Source organism: Rhodococcus sp. PvR099 (assembly GCF_017833315.1).
GTDB classification, from domain to species: domain Bacteria; phylum Actinomycetota; class Actinomycetes; order Mycobacteriales; family Mycobacteriaceae; genus Rhodococcus_G; species Rhodococcus_G oryzae.
This window is the reverse complement of the sequence record NZ_JAFIBV010000001.1, coordinates 3,207,905-3,233,004: the sequence shown is the minus strand read 5'-3', so window position 1 is coordinate 3,233,004 and position 25,100 is coordinate 3,207,905. Positions and strand designations below refer to the sequence as shown.

Below are 25,100 nucleotides of genomic sequence, written 5' to 3'. Positions count from 1 at the left end.
GTGAACGACGGGTCTATGAGCGACAAGGAAGCATCGATCCTCGCGGCGGCCGAGCGGGTGCGGGCTGGCGGCGCCAGCAAGGCCCGCGCCGGCCGCGACCCGATCAACATGCCGATGATCCGCAACTGGGTCGAGGCGATCGGTGACGAGAACCCCATCTACGTCGACGAGGACGCCGCGGTCGCGGCGGGCCACGGCGGCATCGTCGCCCCGCCCGCCATGGCGCAGGTCTGGACGATGCGCGGTCTTGGTGCCGTGCGCGAGGAGGACGATCCGCTCGGCCGGATGACGGAGATCCTCGACGAGGCCGGGTACACGTCGGTGGTCGCGACGAACTGCGACCAGACGTACCACCGCTATGTCCGCCCGGGCGAAGAGGTGACCATCGAGTCGGTCCTCGAAGACGTTGTGGGCCCGAAGAAGACGGGTCTGGGCGAGGGCTGGTTCTTCACCACCCGGAACTTCTGGAAGGTCGGCGACGAGGTCGTCGCCGAGATGCTCTTCCGGATCCTGAAGTTCGCGCCCCCGGCGAAGGAGGCGCCCGCTCCCGCGGGAGTCGCGTCGTCGAGCCTGGGCGAGTCGCTCGACGATCTCGACCCGACCCGGATGCTGCGTCCCTCGCAGTCGCGCGACACCGAGTTCTTCTGGGAGGGCGTCGCGGCGCACGAGCTGCGTCTCCAGCAGCGCCAGGACGGTTCGCTGCAGCACCCGCCGGTGCCGGCGATCTGGAAGGACAAGTCGGAGCGCACGGACTACGTCGTGGCCTCCGGGCTCGGCACCGTCTTCAGCTACGTCGTGCACCACGCGCCGAAGGTGCCGGGTCGTTCGCTGCCGTTCGTCGTCGCGCTCGTGGAACTCGCGGAGGGCGTGCGGATGCTCGGCGAGCTCCGCGGCGTCGATCCGAGCGAGGTCGCGATCGGGATGCCGGTGCAGGTGGAGTTCCTCGACCTGCCGGGCGACGACGAGACCGGACAACAGCCGTGGACGCTGTACGCGTGGCGTCCCGTGAAGGAGCAGTGATGAGCTCGACCCTGACAGCGACGGTGGGGGAGACCCTGCCCGCCCTGTCCATCCACGGCGATCCGACGTTCATCGTGTCGACGGCGTTGGCCACCAGGGACTTCCAGGATGTTCACCACGATCGGGACAAGGCGCAGCAGCGCGGATCGAAGGACATCTTCGTCAACATCCTCACCGACACCGGGCTGGTGCAGCGGTACGTCACCGACTGGGCCGGTCCGCGTGCGGTCATCAAGTCGATCAAGCTGCGTCTCGGTGTGCCCTGGTACGCCTACGACACGCTGACCCTGACCGGTGCCGTCTCCTCGGTCGAGGACGGCCTCGTCACCCTCGACATCGTCGGCAAGGACAGTCTCGGTGACCACATCAAGTCGACGGTCACCCTCGTCATGGACGGAGCGACGGCATGAGTGAGCTGTCCGGCAAGGCCGCCATCGTCGGCATCGGTGCCACCGATTTCTCCAAGGACTCGGGGCGCAGCGAGCTGCGTCTCGCCGCCGAGGCGGTCCAGGCCGCGCTCGATGACGCGGGCCTGAAGCCGTCCGACGTGGACGGCCTGACCTCGTTCACCATGGACACCAACACCGAAGTGGCCGTTGCGCGTTCGGTCGGGATCCCGAATCTGAAGTTCTTCAGCCGGATCCACTACGGCGGCGGCGCGGCTTGCGCCACCATCCAGCAGGCCGCGATGGCGGTGGCCACCGGCGTCGCGGACGTCGTCGTCGCCTACCGTGCGTTCAACGAACGCTCGGGAATGCGCTTCGGACAGGTGAATTCGGCCTTGGTGCAGCAGGTGAACTCCTCCGGCACCGACAACGCGTTCTCGTACCCGCACGGGCTGAGCACCCCGGCGTCGTTCGTCGCGATGATCGCCCAGCGCTACATGCACGTGTACGGCGCCACCAGTGCGGACTTCGGACGGGTCGCGGTCGCGGACCGCAAGCACGCGGCGACCAACCCGAACGCCTTCTTCTACGGCAAGCCGATCACGATCGAGGAGCACCAGGCCTCGCGGTGGATCGCCGAGCCGCTGCACCTGCTGGACTGCTGCCAGGAGACCGACGGCGGCATCGCCATCGTCGTGACCTCGCCGGAGCGCGCGAAGGACCTGCCGAACACGCCCGCGATCATCGCCGCCGCGGCGCAGGGCAGCGGGGCCGATCAGTACATCATGACCAGCTACTACCGGGACGGCCTGAGCGGTCTTCCGGAGATGGGGCTGGTCGGCGACCAGCTGTGGGCCCAGTCGGGGCTGCGTCCGCAGGACATGCAGACCGCGGTGCTCTACGACCACTTCACCCCGTACGTGCTGATGCAACTCGAGGAGCTCGGCTTCTGCGGCCGCGGCGAGGCCAAGGACTTCATCGCGGACGGTGCCATCGAGCTGGGCGGACGGCTGCCGCTGAACACCCACGGTGGGCAGCTGGGCGAGGGCTACATCCACGGCATGAACGGCATCGCCGAGGGTGTCCGCCAGATCCGCGGCACGTCGGTGAACCAGGTTCCGGACGTGCAGAACGTCCTCGTGACGGCAGGCACCGGTGTGCCGACCTCCGGGCTGGTCCTGACGGCGTAGGCGCCTCCGGCGCCCGTGCGCGGTTGACGAGTGCTAGGACTCGTCAACCGCGCACGGGCGCGTCAGCGCCTTTGCGATCGGCGCGGTGAGCGCGGCGATGCTCTCGGCGGTACCCGGCACGGGGCCCTCGAGTGCCCTGGCGCCGACGGTCCGGTCGAAGACCAGACCCTCCAGGAGGGCGATCAGGTCCGCGGCGTCCTGCTCCGGGTCGCCCGTGTCGAGCAGGCGGGTGAGCCCGACCGCCCGCTCCCGGGAGAACAGGCTCACGGCCAGCGCGGCCTGAATCTGCTTGTCGTGCACCATCTCCAGCGTGAGTGCGTAGCGGGCACGGATGTCGCGGGCGCGGTCGCCGAGCAACCCGTCGACGTAGACCGCGATCCCGTGGGCGATCTCGGCGATGTCCGTGTTCGGCTCCTGCGGCTCCGGCTGGGAATCGGTGAAGGCGCGTCGTGACCGCTCGGTGAGGTGTCCGACCGTCGCGACCAGCAGGTCGCGTTTGGTCCGGAAGTAGTAGGACGTAGATCCCGCGGGCAGTCCCAGGTGCCGGTCGATGCCGCGATGGGTGAGTGCGCGGATGCCGTCCGTGGCGATGATGTCGAGCGCGGCATCGGTGATGCGCGCCCGCCGGTCCGTCGTTTCCGTCATTGATGTTGCTCCGATCACGTTGACCCGTGAAACTCTACATTTGTAGAGTCACGCTATGAAATCGATCCGAGTGGATGCGTTCGACCGGGCCGCGCAGGGCGCCGGATTCGTGCTCGATCCGGCGCAGCGCGCGGCCGCCGAACGTCTCGCCGCGATGGACCTCAAGACCGGTCGTGGCATCTACCTGTGGGGCCCGGTCGGCAGGGGTAAGACCTGGCTGATGGACGTGTTCCACGACGCCATGAGCAGCGTTCCGACAGTTCGCGTGCACTTCCACGAGTTCTTCCGCCGTCTGCACGAACTCGCGCACACCGAGGGGATCGACCGCGCGTTGGACCGGCTGCTCGGGCGCAGCAAGATCCTGTTCTTCGACGAGTTCCACGTACACGACGTCGGCGATGGCGCGCTGTTGACCAGGCTGCTCGGGGCGCTGGGCAAGCGCAAGGTGACGCTGGTGGTCACCTCGAACTATCCGCCGGACGGGCTGATGCCGAACCCGCTGTTCCACGACACGTTCGTGCCGACCATCGAGGTGCTCAAGGCGCGGATGGAGGTCGTCGAGGTCGCGGGCGCCGTCGACTACCGCGGGCAGGGGGCCGGTGGGCGGCGATTCGGTGTGGGGCGGTACCTCTCCGACGCGGCCGGCCTGCAGTGGCCCGCGGCAGGCGATCGCGTCACGCTCCGCCCGACCACCCAGGCCATCACGGCGCTCTCGGCGGCAGGCGATCTCGTCTGGTTCGAGTTCGCGGACCTGTGCGAGCGGCCGACCTCGACGCTGGACTACCTGAGCCTGGCGGCGGCATACCCGCGCTGGGTGCTGAGCGGCGTGCCGCGGATGGCGGACGCGAGTCCCGATGGGGTGCAACGATTCTGCAATGTCGTCGACATCCTCCACGACCAGGACACCGAACTGACGCTGGTCGGCGCGGATTGGCGGGTGCCGGGACCCGAGCCTGTCGCGGGCGGGCTGGACCTGACACGCACCCGCAGTAGATTGGCGCTGCTGGGATGAGCTAGCCGGCGGCGGGGTCGAGGTCGCGATCGGTCGACGACCCCGCCGCCGCCGACGGCCCCTGCTCGTCCCCGCGGCCGCGGGTGATCAGCCATCCGAAGGCCGTCGCGACCGGGAACATGACCACGCCGTACACCGCGGCGGGGACCGCGATGCGGGTGCTGTCGAGCAGGCTGATCGCGATCGTGATCGCGAGCGTGCTGTTGTGGATGCCGATCTCCATCGAGCTGGCGATCGACTGCCTGCTGGCGATGCCCAGCCTCCGCGGCAGCACGTAGCCGATGCTCAGGCTCAGGATGCAGAAGATCAACGTGATCAGCCCGACGTCCGCCAGGTACCCGGTGACGTTCTCCCGCTCGGCGATCACCGTGCCGACGATGACCAGGGCCAGGACCACGGCCGAGCCGATCCGGACGGGACGATCCATCCGGTCCGCGAAGGCGGGCCACGCCTGCCGTACCCAGACGCCGACGGCCACCGGGATCAGCACGATCGCAAAGATCTGCAGCACCTTCGAGAACTGCAGGCCGAGGGAACCCGTGCCGTCCGACGGTGCGAAGTGTCCGAGCGCGAAGTTGGTGATCAGCGGCAGCGACACCACCGCGATCACCGAATTCACCGCCGTGAGTGTGACGTTCAGTGCCACATCGCCGCGGAACAGGTGGCTGAACAGGTTTGCCGTTGTCCCTCCGGGGGAGGCGGCAAGCAGCATCATCCCCACCGCCAGCAGTGGCGGCAGGTCGAACAGCAGCACCAGTCCGAACGCGATCGCGGGCAGCAGGATCAACTGGCACGCCAGCGCGATCGCGACGGCCTTGGGATGCCTGGCCACGCGGGCGAAGTCTCCGACGGTCAGGGACAGGCCGAGGCCGAACATGATGATCGCCAACGCGAGCGGCAGTGCGACAGTGGACAGCCCGGAATTCATCGCTGGTCCCCATTTCCTGGAAGTCTCGCGACGTGCACGCGTCGCCGGCAGAAGTCTCGGCGCAAAGATACGGGTGTCCGCACCGGAATTGGGCATATCGCCCAGATTGGTCGTGCCGGAGGGCGCACCGTCGTCGCCGCGTCGACGAAGCGGTCTTCCGCTGCTATGACGGGTGGCATAGCCTCGCTGGGACGGTACCCGGCGAGAGGTGGAATCGATGACGGTCGCACACGCGGTCAAGGACCAGATCCAGCAGATCGGTGGGGGATTCATGTTCTCCCGTGAGGCCAAGGAGTTCGGCCGTACCACCGGGGTGGACGGCTTCATCGGCCCGTATATGCGCGGCCGGTGCGGTGTCCTCGGCGAGGTCGACGCCGACGTCGTGACGGCCGCCGCGGGGTTCTTCCCCGCCGACAGCGTCCGGGCCGCCTGGGAGTCGGTGACGATGCCCGCCGCCGAGGCCGCCCGTGGGTACGCGCTCGCCGCGCAGCAGTTCGGTGTCCGCAAGCTCGCCGCGTTCGACGCCGCCGAGCGGCTCGCCGAACTGATGGATGCGGTCGCGGGCAATGCCGATCCCGCGGGCGTGCCGCTGTTCGCCGGCTGGCGTGCCGTGCCACTGCCCGCAGAGCCGCGGGCGCGGGTCCTCCAGCTGACCCACGTCCTGCGCGAGCTGCGCGGCGGGCTCCACCTCGTCGCAGTCAAGAGCCAGGGCGTCAGCCCACGGGACGCCGTCCTGATCGCCGGGTCGCCGCTGGCCAGCGGGCCGGACCAGGCCGCCCTCTACGGCTGGCCCGCGCCCTACACGGCGCCGGGCGAGGATGTCCGGGCCAGGTGGGCGCGCGCCGAGGAGATCACCGACGAACTCGCCTCCCAGGCATTCGACGTCCTCGACGAGTCCGAGGGCAAGGAGCTCGTCACCCTCCTCGCGGACGCCCACGCGGGAGTGTTCCCGCCTCGCTGATCGCGGATCGACCTGCGCGCATCCATCGATCCCGTGCGGGCGCCGTGCGACGATGGAGTGGTGGGCACGGCGGTCGGTCGCACTGCCACGGTTATCGCGTTGATCGTGGTGAGCGTCCTTGCGCTCCGCGGCTACCTGCCCGAGATCGAGCAGCCGACGGCGCCACCCAGGTCTGACGGAAGGGCCGCGCTGGTCGCGATGCTCGTCATCGCCGCCCTCGCGGTCCTGGTGGCCGCGGTCGCCCTCGTAGCGGTGCTGGTACTGGGCCCCTCGCGTAGGCCCGTGCGGCCGGCGCCGACGTGGATCGGCCATCGCGCGGCGCCCGGCCGGTGGTGGCAGGGGGCGGCATGGTTCGGGTTCGCGGGACTGGTGGTGGTCGCTGCGCTCGCCCTCGCACCGAACCGGGACCGGGCGGCCCCCACTGATCCGAATGGCGGTGCGACGGATCCGACTGTGTCAGCGGTCGGACAGCCACCGGCGCCGCGGGGCAGCGAGATCTGGCCGGACGTCCTGCTGGTGTTGCCGCTGTTGACCGCGCTGCTGTTGGCCGGGGCCGTTGCCCGCGCGCGGCTCCTGTTGCCTGATCGGAGCGATGCCCGCGAGGAGGACGCCGTCCCCGCGGCTAGGCGCGCGGCCGCCGAATCCTTGCGGCGCGCAGCGGAACTGGGCCTCGTCGCGGTCGCGAACACCGGGGCCGACCCCCGATCGGCCATCATCGCCTGCTACCTGGCGATGGAACGCGGTCTGGGTGCGGCCCCCGACGCCGCGCCGCTCGCGTCCGACACCCCGTCGGAGGTGCTGGCACGTGCGGTACGCCACGGCGTGCTGCACCGGGAGAGCGCCACGGCGCTGGTCGGGCTCTTCGAGGAGGCCAGGTTCAGCGGGCACGAGATGACCGAGCAGAACCGGAGTACCGCGGCGGAATTGTTGCGCGCGGTCCTGGCCGAGCTGAGGGAGACGCGATGCGTCGCGTCGCCGTGATCGGGATCCTCCTCGTCGCGGCGCTGGAGGCGATCGCGCTGCGGGCGGGGGCGCCTGCGGCCTCGCTGATCGCGGTCGGAGCGTCGGCCGCCGTCGTGATCTTCGCGATGCGCCGAACCGTCGACGCGGCACCGGCGGCGGGAGAGGTCGCCGCGCCACTGAACTCCCAGGAGGAGATGTTGCGTCGCTGGCGGCTGCGCACGGAGACGCTGGTGAGCTGGGCGGACGGTTCGTGCGCGGACTGGGACCGGCACCTGCGACCACTGCTCGCCCGCGAGTTCGTGCACGTGAGCGGACCGCGTGCACCCCGTGGTCATGCCGAGATCGAAGCGGCAGGGGCGGCGATGTTCGGCGCCGACCTGTGGCGGTGGGTGGACCCGGCCGGGGCGCGCGCGGGCGATCCGGATGGGCCCGGCCCCGGGCGCGGCGCACTCGAGCGCATCCTGACCCGACTGGAGCAGCTGTGACCGCCGCGACGCAGGCCACCACGGCCAGAGCCGGGGCGGTCCTCGCCGAGGTCGAACGGGCCGTGGTCGGCAAGCGGGAGGCGATCACGACCGTGCTGCTGGTGGTCCTCGCCGGTGGGCACGTGCTGATCGAGGACCTGCCGGGGTTGGGCAAGACGCTGATCGCGCGATCCTTCGCGGCGGCGCTGGGTCTGGAGTTCACCCGTGTCCAGTTCACGCCCGATCTGCTGCCAGCCGACCTGCTCGGCTCGACCGTCTATGACATGCAGTCGGGACGGTTCGAGTTCCGCGCCGGACCGGTGTTCACCAATGTCCTCCTCGCCGACGAGATCAACCGCACGCCGCCGAAAACACAAGCGGCACTGTTGGAATCGATGGCGGAGGGGCAGGTGAGCATCGACGGCGTCACCCGGAGGCTGCCGGATCCGTTCATCGTCCTCGCCACCGACAACCCGATCGAGTACGAGGGCACCTATCCGCTGCCCGAGGCGCAGCTCGACAGGTTCATGCTGCGGCTGCGGGTGGGATACCTCGGCGCCGCGGACGAGCAGGAGATGCTGCAGCGCCGCCTGGACCGGGGCGCCGACACCGTGACCGTCCGGGCGATCGTGACGGCCGAGGAACTGCACGCCATGCGCGGCAGCGTCGAGCAGGTCTCGGTGCATCCGGACGTGCTCCGCTACGTGGTCTCGCTGGCGGCCGCGACCCGCTCGCACCCCCAGGTGGAGGTCGGCGCGAGCCCGCGGGCCGAGCTCGATCTCGTCCAGCTCGCCCGGGCGCGGGCGCTCCTGGGCGGTCGGGACTACGTCATCCCCGAGGACGTCAAGGCGCTGGCCGCGCCCGCGATGGCGCACCGGATCTCGCTGCGACCGGAGATGTGGGTACGCCGGATCCACGCGGAGGAGGTGGTCGCCGACATCCTGCGCCGGCTGCCGGTGCCGAGGGCGAGCACGTGAGCGCGATCGAGTGGCGGGCCTCGCCCGCGGCGGCGGCGCTGGCGACGTGCGCGGCCACCGCTCTGGTCGTCGCGCTCGTCGGCGGCAGGCCGGAGCTGCTGGCCTTCGTCGCCCCCATCCTCGGCGCGCTCGCGGCTCGCGCACTGCTGCCGCGCCCCGTCGATCGCGTGACCGTGCGCGGCGAGCCCACGACGGTCCGGCTGTTCGAGGGAGAGTCGACGCGACCGCGGCGGGCGGGTTGTTGGTGGGCGTGGCGGTGGCCGAGGTGGCCACGGTCGATGTGTTCCCACTGGTGGATCCGAACCAGCCGGGGATCCCCCCGACGGACCTGCCCGATCGGTTCGGGGCGCATCCGACCGCACGGCACGGGCCAGGGGTGGAGTACGCCGACATCCGCGCCTACGTCCCCGGCGACCAACTGCGAGCGGTGAACTGGCCGGTGAGTGCGCGTCGTCGTGCCCTGCACGTCACCGAACGTAGGACGGACCGAGCGGCGGACGTCGTGGTGTTGATCGACGCACACCCGCAGGCGCCCGGGCCCGCGAGCGAGAGCCTGGATCGGTCGGTGCGCGGCGGTTGTCAGGTCGCGCAGGCGGCTCTTCGGCGTGGTGACCGCACCGCGGTCGTCGTGCTCGGAGCCCGATCGCGATGGCTCGCACCGGATCTCGGTCGTCGGCAGTTCTATCGCCTCGTCGAGGCCGTGCTCGGGGCCGGGGAGCGCACCGTGCCGCTCGAGGGCACGCTCGTGCCGAGGCCCGCCGTGCCGCCCGGCGCCGCGGTGGTCGCCTTCACCACGCTGCTGGACACGGACTTCGCCCTGGCGCTCATCGACCTCCGCAAGCGGGGCCGCACCGTGGCCGTGGTGGACGTGCTCGCGGGTCCGCCGTTCTCGGACGAGCTCGATCCGACCGTCGCGAGGATGTGGCGGCTCGAACGCCGAAACATGTATCGGGATCTCGGCGTCCTGGGGATCGATGTCGTTGGCTGGCAGGGTGATTCGTCCCTTGATCGTGTACTGGCCGGGATCGGCCGTCGGGGCAGGCGGGTGGTGGTGCCGCGATGACGGGGTTCACCGGACCGAGCGTGATGGCCCTCGGGGCCGGCTTCTCGATGAGCGCCGCCGTCGTTCCGCACGCGCAGGCGCCTGCACTGATCGCGGCCGGGCTCTCCGCCGTGGGGGTGCTCGCCGCGAGGTGGAGCCGGGTGGCCGTGGTCTGTGCAGTGCAGTGCGCGCTGCTCGCGTTGGCGCTCGGCGAGCCCACGCCGGTGCAGGCGGGCCTCGCCGGAGTCGGGGCGACGGTGTTCGTGCTGGCCGCTCATGCCGCGCACACCCCTGGGACCGCGGTTACCGAGGTGGGACTGGTGCTCGCGGTGGCGGTCGTGACCGCAGGCGCGGCGGTGTCGGTGTTCCTTTTGCCCTTCGAGATCGCCTGGCTGCCGCTGGTCGGGCCGATCGCCTGCCTGGCGGTGTATGCGTTGGTGCTCGCGCCCTATGCCTCGACGAAACGGGTTGGTAGTACCGGTGATCGGCATCTGGTGGACTGAGCGGCCGGGCCGCGCGGACCCTGCGGCGAACCAGGCGCGCGCACCCACCGGGAGGTCTGGGTCCGATCTGGTCCTACGGTTGGGCGAAGTACCCACGGCAGTGAGATCGAGTTCGACAGGGTCGTTCGTGATCGGCCACCCGGTGACAATCGGGGTGGCGCGACTGCCTCACACCCACAGCAAGGAGCATCAGTACGTGGACGGCACCACCGATTCTTCGGCGTTGGACCTGGAGGAACACCTCCCACGTCTGACGGCGCGTGGCGTGATCCTCAGCCTGCTCGTCAGCAACCATCCGGCTCGACCCACCCCGGCGCAGGTGGTTCGTGCGGCGGGAGCCTTCGGCATCAAGGAGTCCGCTGCCAGGGTCGCGCTGAGCCGGATGGTCACCGGCGGTGACCTGATCCGGACCGCCGACGGATTCCACCTGAGTTCGTCGCTGCTCGAGCGGCGTCAGCGGGTGCTCCACGAGGTGCAGCAGGACACCAGGGCCTGGGACGGGGAGTGGGAGATCGTGGTCGTGACCGGGACCGGGCGAGATCCCGGCGACCGGGTCACCCTCCGGTCCCGGCTGTCGCGACTGCGCTTGGCCGAGTTGCGCGAGGGGGTGTGGCTGCGTCCGGCGAACCTGATTCGCCCGCTGAACCTGGCGGACCAGCCGGTGCAGACGATGCGGGGTCGGCCGGACGGCGGCGCCGAGGAGTTGGCCGCCCAGCTGTGGGACCTCTCCGCCTGGGAGGCGGAGTCCGGTCGGCTGCTCGACCTGATGGATCTCGCCGTCAGCGCTGTCGACCGTTTCACGGTGGCCACCGCGATCGTGCGCCACCTGCTCACCGATCCCGTCTTGCCGCCTCAGCTTCAGCCGCGCCCGTGGAACGCGGAGCGTGTGCACGTGGCGTGGGCCGCCTATCAGGAGGAGTTTGTCGCGATCCCCGAGGTGGGAGACGGTTCGGAGAGCTGAATATTACTCATTGACATCGACTGTTTGAAAAACGTAATGTCCCTCGCATAGTCGAAGGAGGCAGCCATGCAGACGCATGAGGTTTTCAATCAGGCCAACCCGCTCGAGGGCCACAACGTGGCCGACGACCAGACGCTGATGGACGGGCTCGTCCGCGAGGGCGCCGAATGGTCCGTGGGCGAGGTGAGCGCGCTCGGTGAGCTGGCGGGCACCGCCGAGGTGCAGGACTGGGGACGGCTGGCCAACGAGAACCCGCCGATTCTGCGGCCCTACGACCGCTTCGGCCACCGGATCGACGACATCGAGTTCCACCCGGCCTGGCACAACCTCCTGTCCACCGCGGTGGCCAACGGCCTGCACGGCGCGCCGTGGTCGGACGACCGCGCAGGCAGCCATGTCGCCCGCGCCGCGAAGTTCTACGTGTGGTCGAACGTCGAGGCCGGTCACACCTGCCCGATCTCGGCGACGTACGCCGCGATCCCCGCCCTGCGGGACAACCCGGAGTTGGCGGCCACCTACGAGCCGCTGCTGTCCAACGGCTTCTACGAGTCGGGCCTGAAGGCTCCCCTCGGCAAGGCCGGCCTGCTCGCGACGATGTCCATGACCGAGAAGCAGGGCGGCTCCGACATCCGTGCGAACACCACGCGGGCGATCGCGCAGCCGGACGGCAGCTATCGGATCATCGGTCACAAGTGGTTCACCTCCGCCACCATGGCCGATCTCTATCTGGCCCTCGCGCAGACGGACGCGGGCGTCACCTGCTTCCTGGTGCCGCGCGTCCTGCCCGACGGCACCCTCAACGACGTGCGGTTGATGCGGCTCAAGGACAAGCTGGGCAACCGGTCGAACCCGTCCGGCGAGATCGAGTACCAGAACGCGGTCGGCTGGCGGATCGGCGAGGAAGGCCGGGGCGTGCCGACCATCATCAAGATGGTCAACATGACGCGACTGGACTGCCTGATCGGCGCGGCGTCGGGCATGCGCCGCGGCGTCACCCAGGCCGCGCATCACGCGACCTACCGCAAGGCATTCGGCGCCTACCTGATCGATCAGCCCCTGATGCGCAACGTGCTCTCGGATCTGACGGTCGAATCCGAGGCCGCGTCGCTGCTGATGATGCGCCTGGCCGGAGCGCACGACCGGTCCACCCGCGGTGACGAGGCGGAGTCCCGGTTCCTCCGGCTGGCGCTGGCGATCGGGAAGTACTGGGTGTGCAAGCGGTGGCCCGCGCACGCGGCGGAGTCGCTGGAGTGCTTCGGCGGCAACGGCTTCATCGAGGAGTCGCAGATGCCGCGGCTCTTCCGCGAGTCCCCGCTCAACGGCATCTGGGAAGGCAGCGGCAACGTGGCGGCACTCGACGTGCTGCGTGCCATGGCCAAGAGCCCGCAGTCCGTCGAGGCGTTCTTCGCCGAGGTCGCCCTCGCGGGCCCCGAGCCCAGCATCCAGCGCGCCGTTGCCGAGATCCAGGCCCAGCTCACCGATCTCGCGGGCGCTGAGGTCCTGGCCCGCCGGGTCATCGAACGGATGGCACTGGTTCTGCAGGCATCGCTGCTGGTCCGGTTCGGCGACCCGGCCGTCTCCGACGCGTTCATCGCGACCCGCCTCGACGGTGACCGGGGCAGCGTCTACGGCACCCTGCCCGGCGGTGTCGACTTCGCGGCGATCCTCGGCCGCATCACCCCGAAGGTCGGCTGAGCGACCACATTCCGAGCCGGACCCATACAACGCAAGGGAGTCGACAATGCAGGGAATCGGTGAGTGGGCGGTCCAGCGCGCCCAGCTGAGCGGGGGCAAGGTCGCGTTCGTCTACGGCGAGCGTTCCTGGACGTACGGCGAGTTCAACGACCGCACCGACCGACTGGCCAACCAGCTTCGTGGTCGGTTCGGGGTCCGGCGCGGGGATCGGGTCGCGGCCGTCGTCGCGTCCTCGGTGGAGTGCCTGGAGATCCTGTTCGCGAGCGCAAAGCTCGGGGCGATCTTCACGCCGATCAACGTGCGCCTGACCGCGCCGGAGATCGGGTACGTGCTGGCCGATCTCGGCGCGGAGCTCTTGTTCGCGCACGGGCAGTTCAGCCAGGTGCCGGACGCGTTGACCGAGCCGGGGGTGCGGGTGCGCGACGTCGTGACCCTGGGCGACGAGTACGACACCCTGCTGTCCGACGGGAGCTCGGTGCCGGTGCCCTCGCAGGTCGACCGGCACGACGTGGCGGTGATCATGTACACCTCGGGCACCACCGGCCGCCCCAAGGGGGCGATGCTCACGCACGAGAACCTGCGGGCGAACGCCGTCGCCGTCACCTCGGCGTTCGGGCTGCGCAAGAGCGATGTCACCATCACCGCGCTGCCGATGTTCCACATGGGCGGGCTGGGGCTGCACACGCTGCCCTTCATCTACCTGGGCGCCCGCAACGTGATCCTGCCGTCGTTCGACCCGACCGTCGTCCTGGAGCTGGTGGCCAAGGAACGGGCGACGCAGCTGCTGCTCGTGCCGACCATGTGGCAGGCGCTGACGGCGGTGCCCGATCTCGAGCGCTACGACCTGTCCTCGCTGGACTGCGCGCTCATCTCCGGGGCGCCCGCGCCGATGGCGGTGCTCGAGTTCTTCGCCGATCTCGGCATCCCGATCGAGGAGGGCTTCGGGATGACCGAGTGCGCGCCGTCGGTCGCGAAGCTCGACGCCGAGCACGTTCGCACCAAGGCCGGGTCCATCGGCCGGTCGTTGTTCGGCATCGAGACCCGGATCGTGGACGACCGGGACCAGGACCTGCCCGCCGGCACCGTTGGCGAACTCCTCGTCCGGGGCGACAACGTGTTCGTCGGGTACTGGATGCGCCCCGAGGAGTCGGCCGAAGCGTTGCGCGGCGGCTGGTTCCACTCCGGCGACCTGGGCTGGGCCGACGAGGACGGCTTCATCACCCTGGTCGACCGACGCAAGGACATGCTGATCAGCGGCGGGGAGAACGTCTACACCCGCGAGGTCGAGCTGGCGATCGCGCAGATGCCCCAGGTGCGCGACGTGGCCGTGGTCGGTGCCGCACACGCGAAGTGGGGTGAGACCCCGGTGGCGTTCGTGGTCGCCAAGGACGGCGAAACCCTCACCGAGGAGGAGGTCATCGCGTTTGCCCGCCAACGCCTGGCCGGATTCAAGACGCCGACCAGTGTGTGCTTCCTCGCTGCGCTGCCGACCACCGCGACGGGAAAGATCCAGAAGAACGCTCTGCGTGATCGGCTGTCCGCCACCATGTCCGACGGATAGCCGAACAGATCGAGTGACGACGGCCGGTCGTGGCGCTGCCACGGCCGGCCGTCGTCATGCCGTGGTGAGTTCCTCACCCCGCGAACGCGGACGCCGGTGGTGCCCGCGCGGGTTCGCGGGCACCACCGGCGTCGGTGGAACGGGGATCTCTGCGCTACGGCAGCAGCTGATCCATGAAGGAGTTGCTGTAGATCCGGTGCGGGTCGAGCGTGTTGAACGCCGCCCGCGCGCTGTCCCAGTTGTCGCTCGCGGGCACACCGTCGCGGTAGCTCTGCGGTAGGGCGCCGCTGATGATCCCGCCGTCGGTGTACGGGTCCGCGCCGAACGCCCAGCCCTTCGACCACTCGGGGCGGAAGGTGTAGTCGTTGCCCGTGTAGTGCGAGCGCATCCACTGCTCCATCTCGCGGTAGAACTCGAACATGCCGGGGGTACCCGGGACGCCGAGCACGTTCAGCCAGATGGCGGTGTCCCACTCGGGGTGGTCCGGGCGCGGACGCATCGCGGAGATGGTCGGCGCGCCTGCCGAGGGGACCTTGACGTCCGCGGCCTGGTCGAGGCCGCAGCAGCGGATCTCGACGGGACCGTTGAGCGGGTACTGACCCTTCGCCTTGTAGAACTCGATGCGCTCGTTGAACCAGTGGGTGAAGTCGTGGATGACCTGACCGATGTTGGCTCGGTTGGTGATGACCGCGCCGCCGCCCTCGGTCAGGCGGAGGGTGGTGGCCTTGATGTAGAACTGGATGTCCTTCGACCAGCCCCAGATGTCGTTGGCGCCGGTCGCGGCGAGCCCGGCGACCGTGGTCGTGTACATGATGTTGCCGAACGCAGGCGCGATGCCGGGCAGACCCGAGTTCATCTGTCCGAGAAGGTCGGTGACCGCCTCGGGCAGGTTGTCCGAGAACGGGTAGTTGTACGGGCCGGTGACCTCGCGCGCCCCGGCGGGCTTGGTGGGCGCGACCGACCAGACCTTGAGCCACGGCTTCTCGGTGAAGGGGTACCAGATGGCCTCCACGCCGCCGTTGGAGGCGACGTAGCTCTCGAAGGTGCGGCCCGAGGCGCCCTTGGCTCCGAACATCTCGGTCCACTTGATGTCGGTGTAGCTCTGGCACCGCATCCGGAAGTTCGGACCCGCCTGCAGCGTCACCGAGGTGAGGAAGGTGCGGCCGAGGTTGGTCAGCAGGGGCTTGATCTGAGGATCGTTGCGGGAGTAGGTCTTCTCCGCGTACTTGGAGCCGTCCCAGACCACCGCGGTCAGCGAGGTCACCAGGTTGCTCAGCGAGCCGTATGTGTGGCCCGGGGTGGTGGCCTGTCCGTTGGCGGGCAGGGCGGCGCCGTGCGCATCCACGGCAAGCGAGCCCGCGATCGAGAGCACGCCCGGGGCGGGCAGGTTCGCGAAGCCGAGGCCCTGTGCCTGCAGTGCGGTGGTGATCGCGTCCAGGGTGGCGCCCGGGCCCGCGGTGACGGTCGCCGGGGCGCCGCCCGCGTTGACCGAGACGCCGTTGAGGTGCTTCATCGTGTCGACCAGGATGACCTTGTCGACGGGGGCGCCGTTGACGACGGTCAGCGGGGTCCAGCCGTGCATGGCGCCGCGCGGACGGATCTTGTACCCGTTGGCGTGCGCCCAGTTCGCCAGGCGGACGACGTCGTCGGGCGACTTGGGATGACAGGTCCAGACGGAGTCCAGCATGATCTCCTTGGACCAGTTCTGGTACGCCTGCTGCGCGAGTTCGATGCCGTCCGGGAAGCTCGGCGGCGCGGGGAGTGTCGGCCCGCCGAGCGAGCCCGAGCCGCCTGCCGAGCCCGACGAGCCGAGCGGGATGGCGTAGACGGGCGTCCACGCGCCCGCCGCCGTCGCTGCCAGGGCCCCCGCCCCTGCAGCGAGGAATCCCCGCCTTGATAAGCCGAGACGCTTATCGTTCGATTCCGGCATGCGTTTACTCCAGTCGTGTGTGAGAGAGGGGGAGTTGTGTTCGTCAGTGCTGGGTAGGTCGGTCGGCCGTGCTGGGAACGGCCGACCGACCAGTCGTTCTTGCTGGATCAGGCGAGCGTGAGGACCACGTCTGCCAGGGCCGGCGAGTCGTCGCGCTCGAGAACGCTTGCCGAGATGAGCAACTGGCCGGCTTCTTTCCAGATCCGGATCTTGAGGGTCTCTCCCGGGTAGACCACCCCGGCGAAGCGGGCCTTGTAGCCCTTCACCTTCGATGTGTCAGCGTCCAACGCGGCATCGACAGCGGCCTTGCAGACCATCCCGTACGTGCACAGCCCATGCAGGATAGGCGCAGGGAAGCCGGCTGCGCTGGCGAATTGGGGATCCGAGTGCAACGGGTTCCGGTCACCGCACATCCGGTACAGCAACGCCTGCTGCGGCAGGATCGGCGCCTCGACCTCGAAGTCGGGGGACCGGTCGGGCAGTGTGACGGACTCCGAGGGGCCGCGCTCGCCGCCGAAGCCGCCCTCGCCGCGAGCGAAGATCGATGAGCGTGCGGTCCACAGCGGATTCCCGTCCAGGTCCGTGGTGGTGGACTCCTGGACGATGACCGCGGCCTTGCCCTTGTCCCACACCTCGGAGATCCGGGTGGTGGTGCGTGCATTTCCCTCGGCCGGAATCGGCTGGTGCACGGTCACTTCCTGGCTGCCGTGCACGACCTTGGCGAGGTCGATCTCCACGCCGGGGAAGGACACCTTCGGTGCCTCGGTGGCATGGAAGTTCGCCACCACGGTGGCGAAGGTCGGCAGCACCTGAGGCTTGCCGTCCTCGAGGTAACGCAGCTCCTTGGCGTCGAGCGGGCGCGCGCCCGCTCCGATGCCGAGGTGGTAGTGCTGCATGTCCGAGCTGGTCCAGGAGAACTCCTGGGTGGGCAGCTCGGCGCCGATCGCGATATTGGGGTCGATGGGCAACGTGGCTTCCTGTCAGTTCGAAGTGGCGGTGGCGGATTCGGCGCTCACGCCGGAAGCGGACTCGGTGCCCGACTTCGCCTTCTCGGCGATGTCAAGGACCGCGAGGTACGCGAAGGTCATCGCGGGACCGATGGTCGCGCCGGGACCGGCGTAGGTGTGACCCATCACGGGGGCGCTGGCGTTGCCCGCCGCGTAGAGGCCCTCGATCACGGTGCCGTCCTCGCGCAGGGCGCGACCCTCGGTGTCGGTGCAGATGCCGCCCTTGGTGCCGAGGTCGCCCGGCACCATCTTGATCGCGTAGAAGGGGGCCTTGCTGATCTCCCCGAGGCTGGGGTTCGTCAGGCGCGGGTCGCCGTAGTAGGCGTCGTACCCACTGTCACCGCGACCGAAGTCCTCGTCCTTGCCGCTGCGCGCGAACCCGTTGAAGCGCTCGACCGTCTCGGTGAGGGCGTCGACGGGCAGTCCGGTCTTCTCGGCGAGTTCGGCGATGGTGCCCGCCTTGACCACGACGCCGGCCTTGAGCCACCGGCCGGGGAAGGGGGAGCGCGGCGTGATGCCCGCGAAGGTGTAGCGGTTGCGGTAGCGCTGGTCCAGGATCATCCAGGTCGGGATGTTCTCGCCCGGGCCCTCGCCCTGGCCGTACTTGCCGCCGTACATCATGTGGGTGGCCTCGACGTACGGGGCGGCCTCGTTGCCGAAGCGCTTTCCTGCGGTGTTGACCATCATCGAGCCGGGCAGGGTCCGCTCGGACAGGGCGAACCAGGGGCCGCCGGTCAGCGGGATGGACGGACCCCACCAGGCGTCGTCCATGAAGTCCACTGCGGCACCGACGTTCTGGCCCGCCAGGATGCCGTCGCCGGTGTTCGCCTTGGCGCCGACCGTCCACTCGGTGGTGATCGGGGCGCGCTGGTACTTCTTGCGCATCTCCTCGTTGTGCTCGAACCCGCCGGAGCCAAGCACGACGCCGTGCTTGGCGCGGATGACCTGCTCCTCGCCGTCGACGAGCACCTTCACGCCGCGGACGGCGCCGTCTTCCGTGTACAGCTCGGTCAGCGGCGTGTTCAGCAGGATCGGCACGCCCGCGTCACGCAGGCCGATGCGCATGCCCGCGACCAGGGCTTGACCGCGGACCAGCAGGTCCTTGCCGGTGGCCTTGGCGGCCAGGAAGCGCATGCCGACCTTCATCGCGCGCACGGGTCCACGGCGGTTGCGCATCAACAGGTTCAGCCACTTGTAGTCGGCCTGCGTGATGACGAAGTTCTTGGGAGCCTTGACGTAATCCGGCTCGAGGTTCTTGCGGTCGTCGCCGAGCTGGTTGCCGTCGAAGGGCGACGGCTCCACGGAGCGTCCGCCGAGACGTCCGCCGGGGGCCTCGGGGTAGTAGTCCGAGTAGCCGGGCACCCACTGCAGCTTCAGTGCGCTGTTCTTCAGCACGAACGAGAGCATCTCCGGCCCACGGTCGAGGTAGGTGTCGATGCGCTCGGGCGCTACGACGTCGCCGATGATGCTGTGCAGGTACTCGCGTGCTGCCTCGCGGGTGTCGGTGACACCGTCGGCCTCGAGCACCTCGTTGTTGGGGATCCAGACGCCGCCACCGGACCTGGCGGTGGAGCCGCCGTAATGGGCGGCCTTCTCGACGATGACGACGCTCAAACCCTGGTGGGCGGCGGTCAGGGCCGCGGTCATGCCCGCCGCGCCGCTACCGACAACGACGATGTCGTATTCCTGCTTGCTCATGTAGAACACGTTATAGAATCAAGTGGGTCTCAGTCCATGCTTTCTGCCAGGAAGTATTGCCGAACTGGGTCTTGACAACCGGAACCAAACGAAAACACGTTGCAGGCGGACGGAAGGTGGTGCGCGGTGTCCTGGGACCTCTCCGCGGATGTCGTTGTAGTCGGGGTGGGCGTCGCGGGTGTCTCCGCCGCTCTCGAGGCCGTCGCGGCGGGTGCGGATGTGATCGCGCTCGACCGCTACAGCGGCGGTGGGGCCAGCACCATCTCGGGCGGCATCGTCTATGCCGGCGGCGGGACCTGGGTCCAGAAACAGGCCGGGGTCGCCGACAGCTCGGACGCGATGTTCGCCTACCTCAGCCGCGAGGTCGGGGACGCCGTCAGCGAGGAGACGCTGCGCAAGTTCTGCGACCAGAGCCCCGCGATGATCGACTGGCTGTCCGGCCACGGGGTGCCGTTCGAGGCCTCGCTGTGCCCGTACAAGACGTCGTACCCGAGCAACCGCCACTACCTGTACTACTCGGGTAGCGAGGCGGCGGGCGGCTTCCGCGACATCGCGAAGCCGGCGCCCCGCGGACACCGGGCCAAGGGCAAGGGGACCTCGGGCAAGATGCTCTACGGGCCCCTGATCGCCTCCGCGCTGACAAACGGCGTCAGGCTTGAACAGCAATCCCGTGCGACAGAGCTGATCATGGACGAGACTGGGACCGTGGTCGGGGTCCAATGCCTGAGCCTTCGCGGCGCACCCAAGCAGGTGCGCGCGCGGTATGCCGCGCTGACCTCCCTCTCCGCCAAGCCGGGCATCTACTACCCGCCGATGCGCAAGATCCTGCAGAAGCAGATCGAGAAGATGGAGGCGCGGTACGCCAAGCCGATCCGCATCCAGGCCCGTTCCGGCGTGGTGCTCAGCGCGGGCGGGTTCATCGCGAACCGTGAACTCGTCGCCGAACACGCGCCGCAGTATCGCGGCGGGCTTGCGCTCGGCACGGCGGGCGACGACGGCAGCGGAATCCAGATGGGTACCGCCGTCGGCGCCGCGACCGACAAGCTCTCCAACATCTCGGCCTGGCGTTTCATCGTTCCGCCCAGCGCCTTCCTCAGCTCGGTTCTCGTGAACGAGAAGGGCAACCGGATGGTCGACGAGTCCCGGTACGGGGCCGCGCTCGGGTACGCGATGATCGCCGAGAACTCCGGGCAGGGGTGGCTGCTGGCCGACGCCGACCTCGTGAAGGAGGCGCGCTCGCAGCTGGGCACCCAGACCATGTGGTTCCAGCGCGTCCAGGCCGAGACCCTGCTTCGCGGCGAGGGCGTCACGGGGAACACCCTCGAAGAGGTTGCGGCCAAGGTCGGGATCGACGCAGCCGGGCTGGCGGCGACGGTCGCGGCGCACAATGACGCGATCGCGGCGGGCGAGGCGGACCCGATGGGCAAGCCTGCTGACTTCGTTCGGCCGGTGCGGACGGCGCCGTTCTCACTGTTCGACGTGTCGCTGAAGAAGAGCCTGACCAACCCGCTGCCGATGCTGACCCTCGGTGGCCTTGTCGTGGACGAGTCGACCGGTGAGGTCACCTCGACTGCGGGCGAAGCCATTCCGGGGCTGTACGCGGCGGGCCGCACCGCGGTGGGGATCTGCTCGAACTCCTACGTCAGCGGGCTTTCGCTAGCAGACTGCATCTACTCCGGCCGCCGGGCCGGTGCGCATGCTGCGCAAGGTGGCTCCGCCTAGCACCAGGTACTGACGAAGGGAACCGAAGATGCTCACGACCGAGTTGCGCAGCCAGATCGCGGATCGTCTCGACGCCGCAGAGAAGGATCATCTGGCGATCGATCCGTTGTCGGAGCAATACCCGGACCTCGATGTCGTGGACGCCTACGAGATCCAGCTGATCAACATCCGCCGCCGGGTGGCGGAGGGTGCCAGGGTGGTCGGGCACAAGGTCGGCCTGACCGCGGCAGCGATGCGCGAGATGATGGGCGTCGACGAGCCCGATTACGGCCACCTGTTCGACGACCGGGAACTGCGCGAGGGTGAGCCGGTGGACACCTCGCGCTTCCTGTTGCCGCGCGTGGAGGTCGAGGTCTCCTTCATCCTGGGGGCGGATCTGCCAGGCGCGGGGTGCACCGTCGATGACGTGATCGCCGCGACGGAGTTCGTGGTGCCGTCCATCGAGCTGATCGACACCCGGATCAGGGAGTGGAAGATCGGTATCTGCGACACCATCGCGGACAACGCCTCGTACGCCGGTCACGCGATCGGCGCCCAGCGCGTCCGGCCCGGCGACATCGACCTCACCGCTATCCAGGCCACCCTCTTGCGCAACGACGAGTTGGTCGCGGAGGGATGCAGCGATGCCGTCCTCGGTAACCCGGCGGCAGGCGTGGCCTGGCTCGCCCAGGAGGTCGAGGGCTTCGGGGTGCAACTGAAGGCGGGCGACATCGTGCTCCCGGGGTCGTGCACCCGGGCCTTCGACGTCCGCCCAGGCGACAGGTTCCACGCCGAGTTCAGCGGGCTCGGTTCCGTTTCTCTACAGTTCAAGTAGGAGACAGCCATGACCAAGGCAAGTGTTGCGATCGTCGGGTCGGGCAACATCAGCACCGACCTCCTCTACAAGCTGCAGCGATCCGAGTGGCTCGAACCGCGCTGGATGATCGGCATCGATCCCGAGAGCGAGGGCCTCGCGCGGGCGCGCAAGATGGGCCTCGAGACCTCCGCGGAGGGCGTCGACTGGCTGCTGAACCAGCCCGAGAAGCCGGACCTGGTGTTCGAGGCGACCTCGGCCTACGTGCACCGCGACGCCGCGCCTCGGTACCGGGAGGCGGGGATCCGCGCGATCGACCTCACCCCCGCGGCCATCGGCCCGGCGGTCGTTCCGCCCGCCAACCTGCGCGAGCATCTCGACGCCCCGAACGTCAACATGATCACCTGTGGGGGCCAGGCGACCATCCCGATCGTGTACGCGGTCTCCCGCGTGGTCGACGTCGTGTACGCGGAGATCGTCGCGTCGGTCGCGTCACTGTCCGCGGGGCCGGGCACCCGCGCCAACATCGACGAGTTCACCAAGACCACCAGCCGTGGCATCGAGGTCATCGGCGGTGCCAGCAAGGGCAAGGCCATCATCATCCTGAACCCGGCCGATCCGCCGATGATCATGCGCGACACCATCTTCTGCGCCATCCCCGAGGAAGCGGACCATGCCGCGATCACCGACTCCATCCACCGCGTGGTGGCGGACATCCAGCAGTACGTGCCCGGATACCGTCTGCTTAACGAGCCGCAGTTCAACGAGCCGAGCGTGGTGTCTGGCGGCTATGCGACCGTGACGACCTTCGTCGAGGTCGAGGGCGCAGGCGACTTCCTGCCGCCGTACGCGGGCAACCTCGACATCATGACGGCGGCGGCAACCAAGGTGGGCGAGGAGATCGCCCAGAAGCTTCTCACCGTGAGGGCGTGAGTGACATGGCAGTGACATCGAAAGGCGTGATCGACAGCACCGTTCATTTCGACTCGGCGTGGGACGTTCGGGTCACCGACACCTCGTTGCGGGACGGCTCGCACCACAAGCGGCACCAGTTCACCGGTGACGAGGTGCGGGCGATCGTCGGCGCACTCGACGCGTCCGGCGTGCCGGTCATCGAGGTCACCCACGGCGACGGCCTCGGCGGGTCCTCGTTCAACTACGGCTTCTCCAAGACCCCCGAGCAGGAACTGATCAAGATCGCGGTGGACACCGCGAAGCGGGCCAAGATCGCCTTCCTGATGCTGCCCGGACTGGGTATCAAGGAGGACATCAGCGAGGCGCAGGGCAACGGGGCCTCGATCTGCCGCATCGCCACCCACTGCACGGAGGCGGACGTAGCGATCCAGCACTTCGGCCTGGCCCGCGAGCGCGGCCTCGAGACCGTCGGCTTCCTGATGATGGCGCACTCGAGCACCCCGGAGAATCTCGCGCAGCAGGCTCGGATCATGGCCGATGCCGGCTGCCAGTGCGTGTACGTGGTCGACTCCGCGGGCGCACTCGTGTTGGAGCAGGTGTCCGAGCGCATCGAGGCGCTGGTGTCGGAGCTCGGCAACGACGCCCAGGTCGGCTTCCACGGCCACGAGAACCTCGGCCTCGGTGTCGCGAACTCGATCGCCGCGGTGCGCGCGGGCGCCAAGCAGATCGATGGCAGCACCCGCCGCTTCGGTGCGGGCGCGGGCAACGCGCCGGTCGAGGCGTTCGTCGGTGTCTGCGACAAGATCGGCATCAAGACCGGCATCGACTTCTTCTCGATCGCCGACGCCGCGGAAGACGTCGTCCGTCCGGCGATGCCCGCCGAGTGCCTGCTCGACCGGCAGGCCCTGATGATGGGGTACGCGGGGGTCTACTCCAGCTTCCTCAAGCACGCCGAGCGTCAGGCCGAGCGGTACGGCGTCTCGCCCGCCGAGCTGCTGGTGCGTGCGGGCAAGCGCAAGCTGGTCGGCGGGCAGGAGGACCAGCTGATCGACATCGCGCTCGAGCTGCAGCGGGAAGCCGCCGCCGGCTGAGAGTCCCGGATACGGAAAAAGGGGCGCGCATCCGGATGGATGCGCGCCCCTTCATGTTCGGCGTTCGCTACGCGTCGGTGTCGCGCACCTCGAGGATGCCCTCCATGACCGCGTGTTCGATGCTGCTCAGCAGCCGCGGGCAGGTCTGCTGGGACCCGGTACGCCCACCGGACCTGGTGAACTCCGGGCACGCCTGCGCCGGATCGGCCTGCCACTGGATGCTGGTGTGCTTGAAGCTGTTCTTTCGAACGAGGACGCAGGTGCCGCAGGCGCGGCACTCCACCTCCTGCAGTCCGTCCTCGAGGTAGGTCTGCAGGTCGATGGCGGTCTGTGCGCGGACGGCCTCGACCCGGGCCGGGCTGTCGGCGAAGTCAGGGGCCTTGGCCCAGGTCGAGGTCATCTCACACTCCCGTCTTGTTGTCGGCGGCCTCCGCCGCTGCCTTCTCCTCCGCCTGGCGGGCCAGGTTCTCCTCGACCTCACGCTGCCAGGCCTCGACGGCCTTGGTGGTGTCGATCTCGAACTCGAAGCGCTGCGTCTGCTTCTCCTCGACATCGGCGACGTCGACATAGAACTGGTCGTACCAGCGGCGGAGCTGGTAAACGGGGCCGTCTTCCTCGCAGAGCAGCGGGTTGTCGATCTTGCTCTTGCTCTTCCAGATCGCGACGTCCTGCTCGAAGCCCATCGCAACACCCTCGGTGAACTTGCGCGAGATCTTCTCGGTGGTGGCGTCGTCGAGGCCCTTGGGCTTCTGCACACTCACGCCGTACATCAGCACGAACGAGTCCTGCGTGACCGGGTAGTGGCAGTTGATCAGGATGCTCTCTGCCTTGTACCCGCTGTAGTCGTTGTGCAGCCAGTTGATCATGTACGACGGGCCGAAGTACGAGGCCTCCGAGTCCAGCACGGACTCGCCGTACTGGGTGCCCATGCTCTGCACGTCCGGACGGCCGTGGTTCTGCAGGTACTGGGTGGCGACGTGGCCCTCGAAGACGTTCTTGAAGTACTTCGGGAACCCGAAGTGCACGTAGAAGAAGTGCGCCATGTCCACCACGTTGTCGACGATCTCGCGGCAGTTCGAGCCCTCGACGAGGATCCGGTTCCAGCGCCAGTCGGTCCACTCGTCGGTGAACACCTCGGGCAGGTGCGGGATCGTCACGCCCTCCGGAGGCGGGTTGCCCTCGGGGTCGTTCCAGACGAACAGCTGCTTGTTCTCCTGGAGCGTGATCCACTTGCGGGTGCGTGCCAACGGCGGGACGCGACGGGCGTAAGGGATGCCCGTGCACTTGCCGTTGCCGCCCCAGCGCCAGTCGTGGAACGGGCAGGCGACGGAGTCGCCCTTGATGCTGCCCTCGCTCAGGTCGCCGCCCATGTGCCGGCAGTACGCGTCGAGCACCTGCAGCTTGTTCTGGCTGTCGGCAAAGACGACGAGCTTGGTGCCGAACGCCTCGACCGCGTGCGGCTTGCCGTCCAGGAACTCGCTCTCCAGGCCGATGCAATGCCACCCGCGGGCGAATCGCGTCGGGTTGGCTCCCACGTCGATCTCGCGAATGCCCTTGCCGGATGCGCCGCTACTCTGCGTCATCTTTGCCCCTCACATCCCTTCGTTCTTGTACTAGAACACGTTATAGAACTTGT

At 69.0% G+C, this 25,100-nt stretch carries 23 protein-coding genes and 1 pseudogene; 17 read left to right on the top strand and 7 right to left on the bottom strand.

All coding sequences use genetic code 11. The features are described 5' to 3' along the window. Positions 1-15 precede the first annotated feature (15 nt). The 3 genes from JOE46_RS14740 to JOE46_RS14730 are packed head-to-tail and all read left to right on the top strand — an operon-like array spanning position 16 to position 2,596. Complete coding sequence (locus tag JOE46_RS14740) at positions 16-1,020, top strand: bifunctional MaoC family dehydratase N-terminal/OB-fold nucleic acid binding domain-containing protein (RefSeq protein ID WP_097214262.1); 1,005 nt, start codon at positions 16-18, stop codon at positions 1,018-1,020. Continuing rightward, positions 1,020-1,430 (top strand): MaoC family dehydratase, encoded by a 411-nt coding sequence (locus JOE46_RS14735; protein ID WP_077042936.1) that lies wholly within the window; start codon positions 1,020-1,022, stop codon positions 1,428-1,430. The genes JOE46_RS14740 and JOE46_RS14735 overlap by 1 nt, the downstream gene beginning before the upstream one ends. Further along, a complete protein-coding gene (locus tag JOE46_RS14730) occupies positions 1,427-2,596 on the top strand; it encodes a lipid-transfer protein (RefSeq protein WP_077042935.1) in 1,170 nt (389 codons plus the stop codon). Before JOE46_RS14735 ends, JOE46_RS14730 begins: the two co-directional genes overlap by 4 nt. A gap of 33 nt (positions 2,597-2,629) precedes the next feature. Here the strand turns inward: JOE46_RS14730 and JOE46_RS14725 are convergent, their stop codons facing one another. Next, entirely contained in the window at positions 2,630-3,241 is a 612-nt protein-coding gene (locus JOE46_RS14725) for a TetR/AcrR family transcriptional regulator (RefSeq protein ID WP_209927685.1), read from the bottom strand. Between the two features lie 55 nt (positions 3,242-3,296). On the opposite strand from JOE46_RS14725, the gene zapE reads away from it, so the two are divergent. Next, positions 3,297-4,253, top strand: a complete 957-nt coding sequence (gene zapE, locus JOE46_RS14720; protein WP_209927683.1) for a cell division protein ZapE — start codon at positions 3,297-3,299, stop codon at positions 4,251-4,253. A gap of 1 nt (position 4,254) precedes the next feature. On the opposite strand, the gene JOE46_RS14715 is transcribed toward zapE, so the two are convergent. Beyond that, entirely contained in the window at positions 4,255-5,181 is a 927-nt protein-coding gene (locus tag JOE46_RS14715; protein ID WP_209927681.1) for a bile acid:sodium symporter family protein, read from the bottom strand. A gap of 217 nt (positions 5,182-5,398) precedes the next feature. On the opposite strand from JOE46_RS14715, the gene JOE46_RS14710 reads away from it, so the two are divergent. From JOE46_RS14710 to JOE46_RS14670, 9 genes and pseudogenes are all read left to right on the top strand, one after another. Next, positions 5,399-6,142 carry a hypothetical protein gene (locus tag JOE46_RS14710; protein WP_209927679.1) on the top strand — a complete coding sequence of 248 codons (744 nt, stop codon included), beginning with the start codon at positions 5,399-5,401 and terminating at the stop codon, positions 6,140-6,142. A 60-nt stretch (positions 6,143-6,202) separates the two neighbouring features. Beyond that, positions 6,203-7,123, top strand: coding sequence for a DUF4129 domain-containing protein (locus tag JOE46_RS26985; RefSeq protein WP_146179120.1), 921 nt, complete (start codon positions 6,203-6,205; stop codon positions 7,121-7,123). After that, positions 7,105-7,590: a hypothetical protein gene (locus tag JOE46_RS14700; RefSeq protein ID WP_097214268.1), complete on the top strand. Its 486-nt coding sequence runs from the start codon at positions 7,105-7,107 to the stop codon at positions 7,588-7,590. The genes JOE46_RS26985 and JOE46_RS14700 overlap by 19 nt, the downstream gene beginning before the upstream one ends. Further along, entirely contained in the window at positions 7,587-8,546 is a 960-nt protein-coding gene (locus JOE46_RS14695) for a MoxR family ATPase (RefSeq protein ID WP_097214269.1), read from the top strand. The genes JOE46_RS14700 and JOE46_RS14695 overlap by 4 nt, the downstream gene beginning before the upstream one ends. Next, a pseudogene (locus JOE46_RS14690) lies at positions 8,543-9,609 on the top strand (DUF58 domain-containing protein). Before JOE46_RS14695 ends, JOE46_RS14690 begins: the two are co-directional and overlap by 4 nt. Next, the gene (locus JOE46_RS14685; RefSeq protein WP_209927677.1) at positions 9,606-10,091 is read left to right on the top strand and encodes a hypothetical protein; all 486 of its coding nucleotides are present in this window, start codon (positions 9,606-9,608) and stop codon (positions 10,089-10,091) included. The pseudogene JOE46_RS14690 and the gene JOE46_RS14685 overlap by 4 nt, the downstream one beginning before the upstream one ends. A gap of 196 nt (positions 10,092-10,287) precedes the next feature. Next, on the top strand, positions 10,288-11,052 hold the full coding sequence (locus tag JOE46_RS14680; RefSeq protein ID WP_209927675.1) for a PaaX domain-containing protein, C- domain protein: 765 nt from the start codon (positions 10,288-10,290) through the stop codon (positions 11,050-11,052). Between the two features lie 66 nt (positions 11,053-11,118). Beyond that, a complete protein-coding gene (locus JOE46_RS14675) occupies positions 11,119-12,747 on the top strand; it encodes an acyl-CoA dehydrogenase family protein (RefSeq protein WP_097214272.1) in 1,629 nt (542 codons plus the stop codon). Positions 12,748-12,793: 46 nt separating this feature from the next. Beyond that, complete coding sequence (locus JOE46_RS14670; RefSeq protein ID WP_209927673.1) at positions 12,794-14,308, top strand: long-chain fatty acid--CoA ligase; 1,515 nt, start codon at positions 12,794-12,796, stop codon at positions 14,306-14,308. Between the two features lie 154 nt (positions 14,309-14,462). On the opposite strand, the gene JOE46_RS14665 is transcribed toward JOE46_RS14670, so the two are convergent. The 3 genes from JOE46_RS14665 to kstD form a co-directional block, all read right to left on the bottom strand. Then, on the bottom strand, positions 14,463-16,238 hold the full coding sequence (locus JOE46_RS14665; RefSeq protein WP_097214274.1) for a cholesterol oxidase substrate-binding domain-containing protein: 1,776 nt from the start codon (positions 16,236-16,238) through the stop codon (positions 14,463-14,465). A 107-nt stretch (positions 16,239-16,345) separates the two neighbouring features. Next, the gene (locus JOE46_RS14660; RefSeq protein WP_209927671.1) at positions 16,346-17,206 is read right to left on the bottom strand and encodes a MaoC/PaaZ C-terminal domain-containing protein; all 861 of its coding nucleotides are present in this window, start codon (positions 17,204-17,206) and stop codon (positions 16,346-16,348) included. Between the two features lie 12 nt (positions 17,207-17,218). Then, positions 17,219-18,943, bottom strand: a complete 1,725-nt coding sequence (gene kstD / locus JOE46_RS14655; protein ID WP_179800719.1) for a 3-oxosteroid 1-dehydrogenase — start codon at positions 18,941-18,943, stop codon at positions 17,219-17,221. Between the two features lie 126 nt (positions 18,944-19,069). Between kstD and JOE46_RS14650 the strand changes: the two genes are divergently transcribed. The 4 genes from JOE46_RS14650 to dmpG are packed head-to-tail and all read left to right on the top strand — an operon-like array spanning position 19,070 to position 23,464. Further along, positions 19,070-20,665 (top strand): FAD-binding protein, encoded by a 1,596-nt coding sequence (locus JOE46_RS14650; protein WP_209927669.1) that lies wholly within the window; start codon positions 19,070-19,072, stop codon positions 20,663-20,665. 28 nt (positions 20,666-20,693) lie between these two features. After that, entirely contained in the window at positions 20,694-21,479 is a 786-nt protein-coding gene (locus JOE46_RS14645; RefSeq protein WP_097214278.1) for a 2-keto-4-pentenoate hydratase, read from the top strand. Between the two features lie 9 nt (positions 21,480-21,488). Further along, positions 21,489-22,391, top strand: a complete 903-nt coding sequence (locus JOE46_RS14640) for an acetaldehyde dehydrogenase (acetylating) (RefSeq protein ID WP_209927667.1) — start codon at positions 21,489-21,491, stop codon at positions 22,389-22,391. Positions 22,392-22,396: 5 nt separating this feature from the next. Beyond that, positions 22,397-23,464: a 4-hydroxy-2-oxovalerate aldolase gene (dmpG, locus tag JOE46_RS14635; protein ID WP_209929116.1), complete on the top strand. Its 1,068-nt coding sequence runs from the start codon at positions 22,397-22,399 to the stop codon at positions 23,462-23,464. A 67-nt stretch (positions 23,465-23,531) separates the two neighbouring features. Here the strand turns inward: dmpG and JOE46_RS14630 are convergent, their stop codons facing one another. Both JOE46_RS14630 and JOE46_RS14625 read right to left on the bottom strand, forming a co-directional pair. Continuing rightward, positions 23,532-23,864 carry a hypothetical protein gene (locus JOE46_RS14630; protein ID WP_097214281.1) on the bottom strand — a complete coding sequence of 111 codons (333 nt, stop codon included), beginning with the start codon at positions 23,862-23,864 and terminating at the stop codon, positions 23,532-23,534. Position 23,865: 1 nt separating this feature from the next. After that, entirely contained in the window at positions 23,866-25,047 is a 1,182-nt protein-coding gene (locus JOE46_RS14625; RefSeq protein WP_077042923.1) for a Rieske 2Fe-2S domain-containing protein, read from the bottom strand. Between the last annotated feature and the right edge of the window lie 53 nt (positions 25,048-25,100).

What these genes read in the sequence shown, in the direction of transcription:
- JOE46_RS14740 (WP_097214262.1), top strand. Translation starts at nt 16, where the DNA reads ATGAGCGACAAGGAAGCATCGATCCTCGCGGCGGCCGAGCGGGTGCGG.
- JOE46_RS14735 (WP_077042936.1), top strand. Translation starts at nt 1,020, where the DNA reads ATGAGCTCGACCCTGACAGCGACGGTGGGGGAGACCCTGCCCGCCCTG.
- JOE46_RS14730 (WP_077042935.1), top strand. Translation starts at nt 1,427, where the DNA reads ATGAGTGAGCTGTCCGGCAAGGCCGCCATCGTCGGCATCGGTGCCACC.
- JOE46_RS14725 (WP_209927685.1), bottom strand. Translation starts at nt 3,241, where the DNA reads ATGACGGAAACGACGGACCGGCGGGCGCGCATCACCGATGCCGCGCTC.
- zapE (WP_209927683.1), top strand. Translation starts at nt 3,297, where the DNA reads ATGAAATCGATCCGAGTGGATGCGTTCGACCGGGCCGCGCAGGGCGCC.
- JOE46_RS14715 (WP_209927681.1), bottom strand. Translation starts at nt 5,181, where the DNA reads ATGAATTCCGGGCTGTCCACTGTCGCACTGCCGCTCGCGTTGGCGATC.
- JOE46_RS14710 (WP_209927679.1), top strand. Translation starts at nt 5,399, where the DNA reads ATGACGGTCGCACACGCGGTCAAGGACCAGATCCAGCAGATCGGTGGG.
- JOE46_RS14700 (WP_097214268.1), top strand. Translation starts at nt 7,105, where the DNA reads ATGCGTCGCGTCGCCGTGATCGGGATCCTCCTCGTCGCGGCGCTGGAG.
- JOE46_RS14685 (WP_209927677.1), top strand. Translation starts at nt 9,606, where the DNA reads ATGACGGGGTTCACCGGACCGAGCGTGATGGCCCTCGGGGCCGGCTTC.
- JOE46_RS14675 (WP_097214272.1), top strand. Translation starts at nt 11,119, where the DNA reads ATGCAGACGCATGAGGTTTTCAATCAGGCCAACCCGCTCGAGGGCCAC.
- JOE46_RS14670 (WP_209927673.1), top strand. Translation starts at nt 12,794, where the DNA reads ATGCAGGGAATCGGTGAGTGGGCGGTCCAGCGCGCCCAGCTGAGCGGG.
- JOE46_RS14665 (WP_097214274.1), bottom strand. Translation starts at nt 16,238, where the DNA reads ATGCCGGAATCGAACGATAAGCGTCTCGGCTTATCAAGGCGGGGATTC.
- kstD (WP_179800719.1), bottom strand. Translation starts at nt 18,943, where the DNA reads ATGAGCAAGCAGGAATACGACATCGTCGTTGTCGGTAGCGGCGCGGCG.
- JOE46_RS14645 (WP_097214278.1), top strand. Translation starts at nt 20,694, where the DNA reads ATGCTCACGACCGAGTTGCGCAGCCAGATCGCGGATCGTCTCGACGCC.
- JOE46_RS14640 (WP_209927667.1), top strand. Translation starts at nt 21,489, where the DNA reads ATGACCAAGGCAAGTGTTGCGATCGTCGGGTCGGGCAACATCAGCACC.
- dmpG (WP_209929116.1), top strand. Translation starts at nt 22,397, where the DNA reads ATGGCAGTGACATCGAAAGGCGTGATCGACAGCACCGTTCATTTCGAC.
- JOE46_RS14630 (WP_097214281.1), bottom strand. Translation starts at nt 23,864, where the DNA reads ATGACCTCGACCTGGGCCAAGGCCCCTGACTTCGCCGACAGCCCGGCC.
- JOE46_RS14625 (WP_077042923.1), bottom strand. Translation starts at nt 25,047, where the DNA reads ATGACGCAGAGTAGCGGCGCATCCGGCAAGGGCATTCGCGAGATCGAC.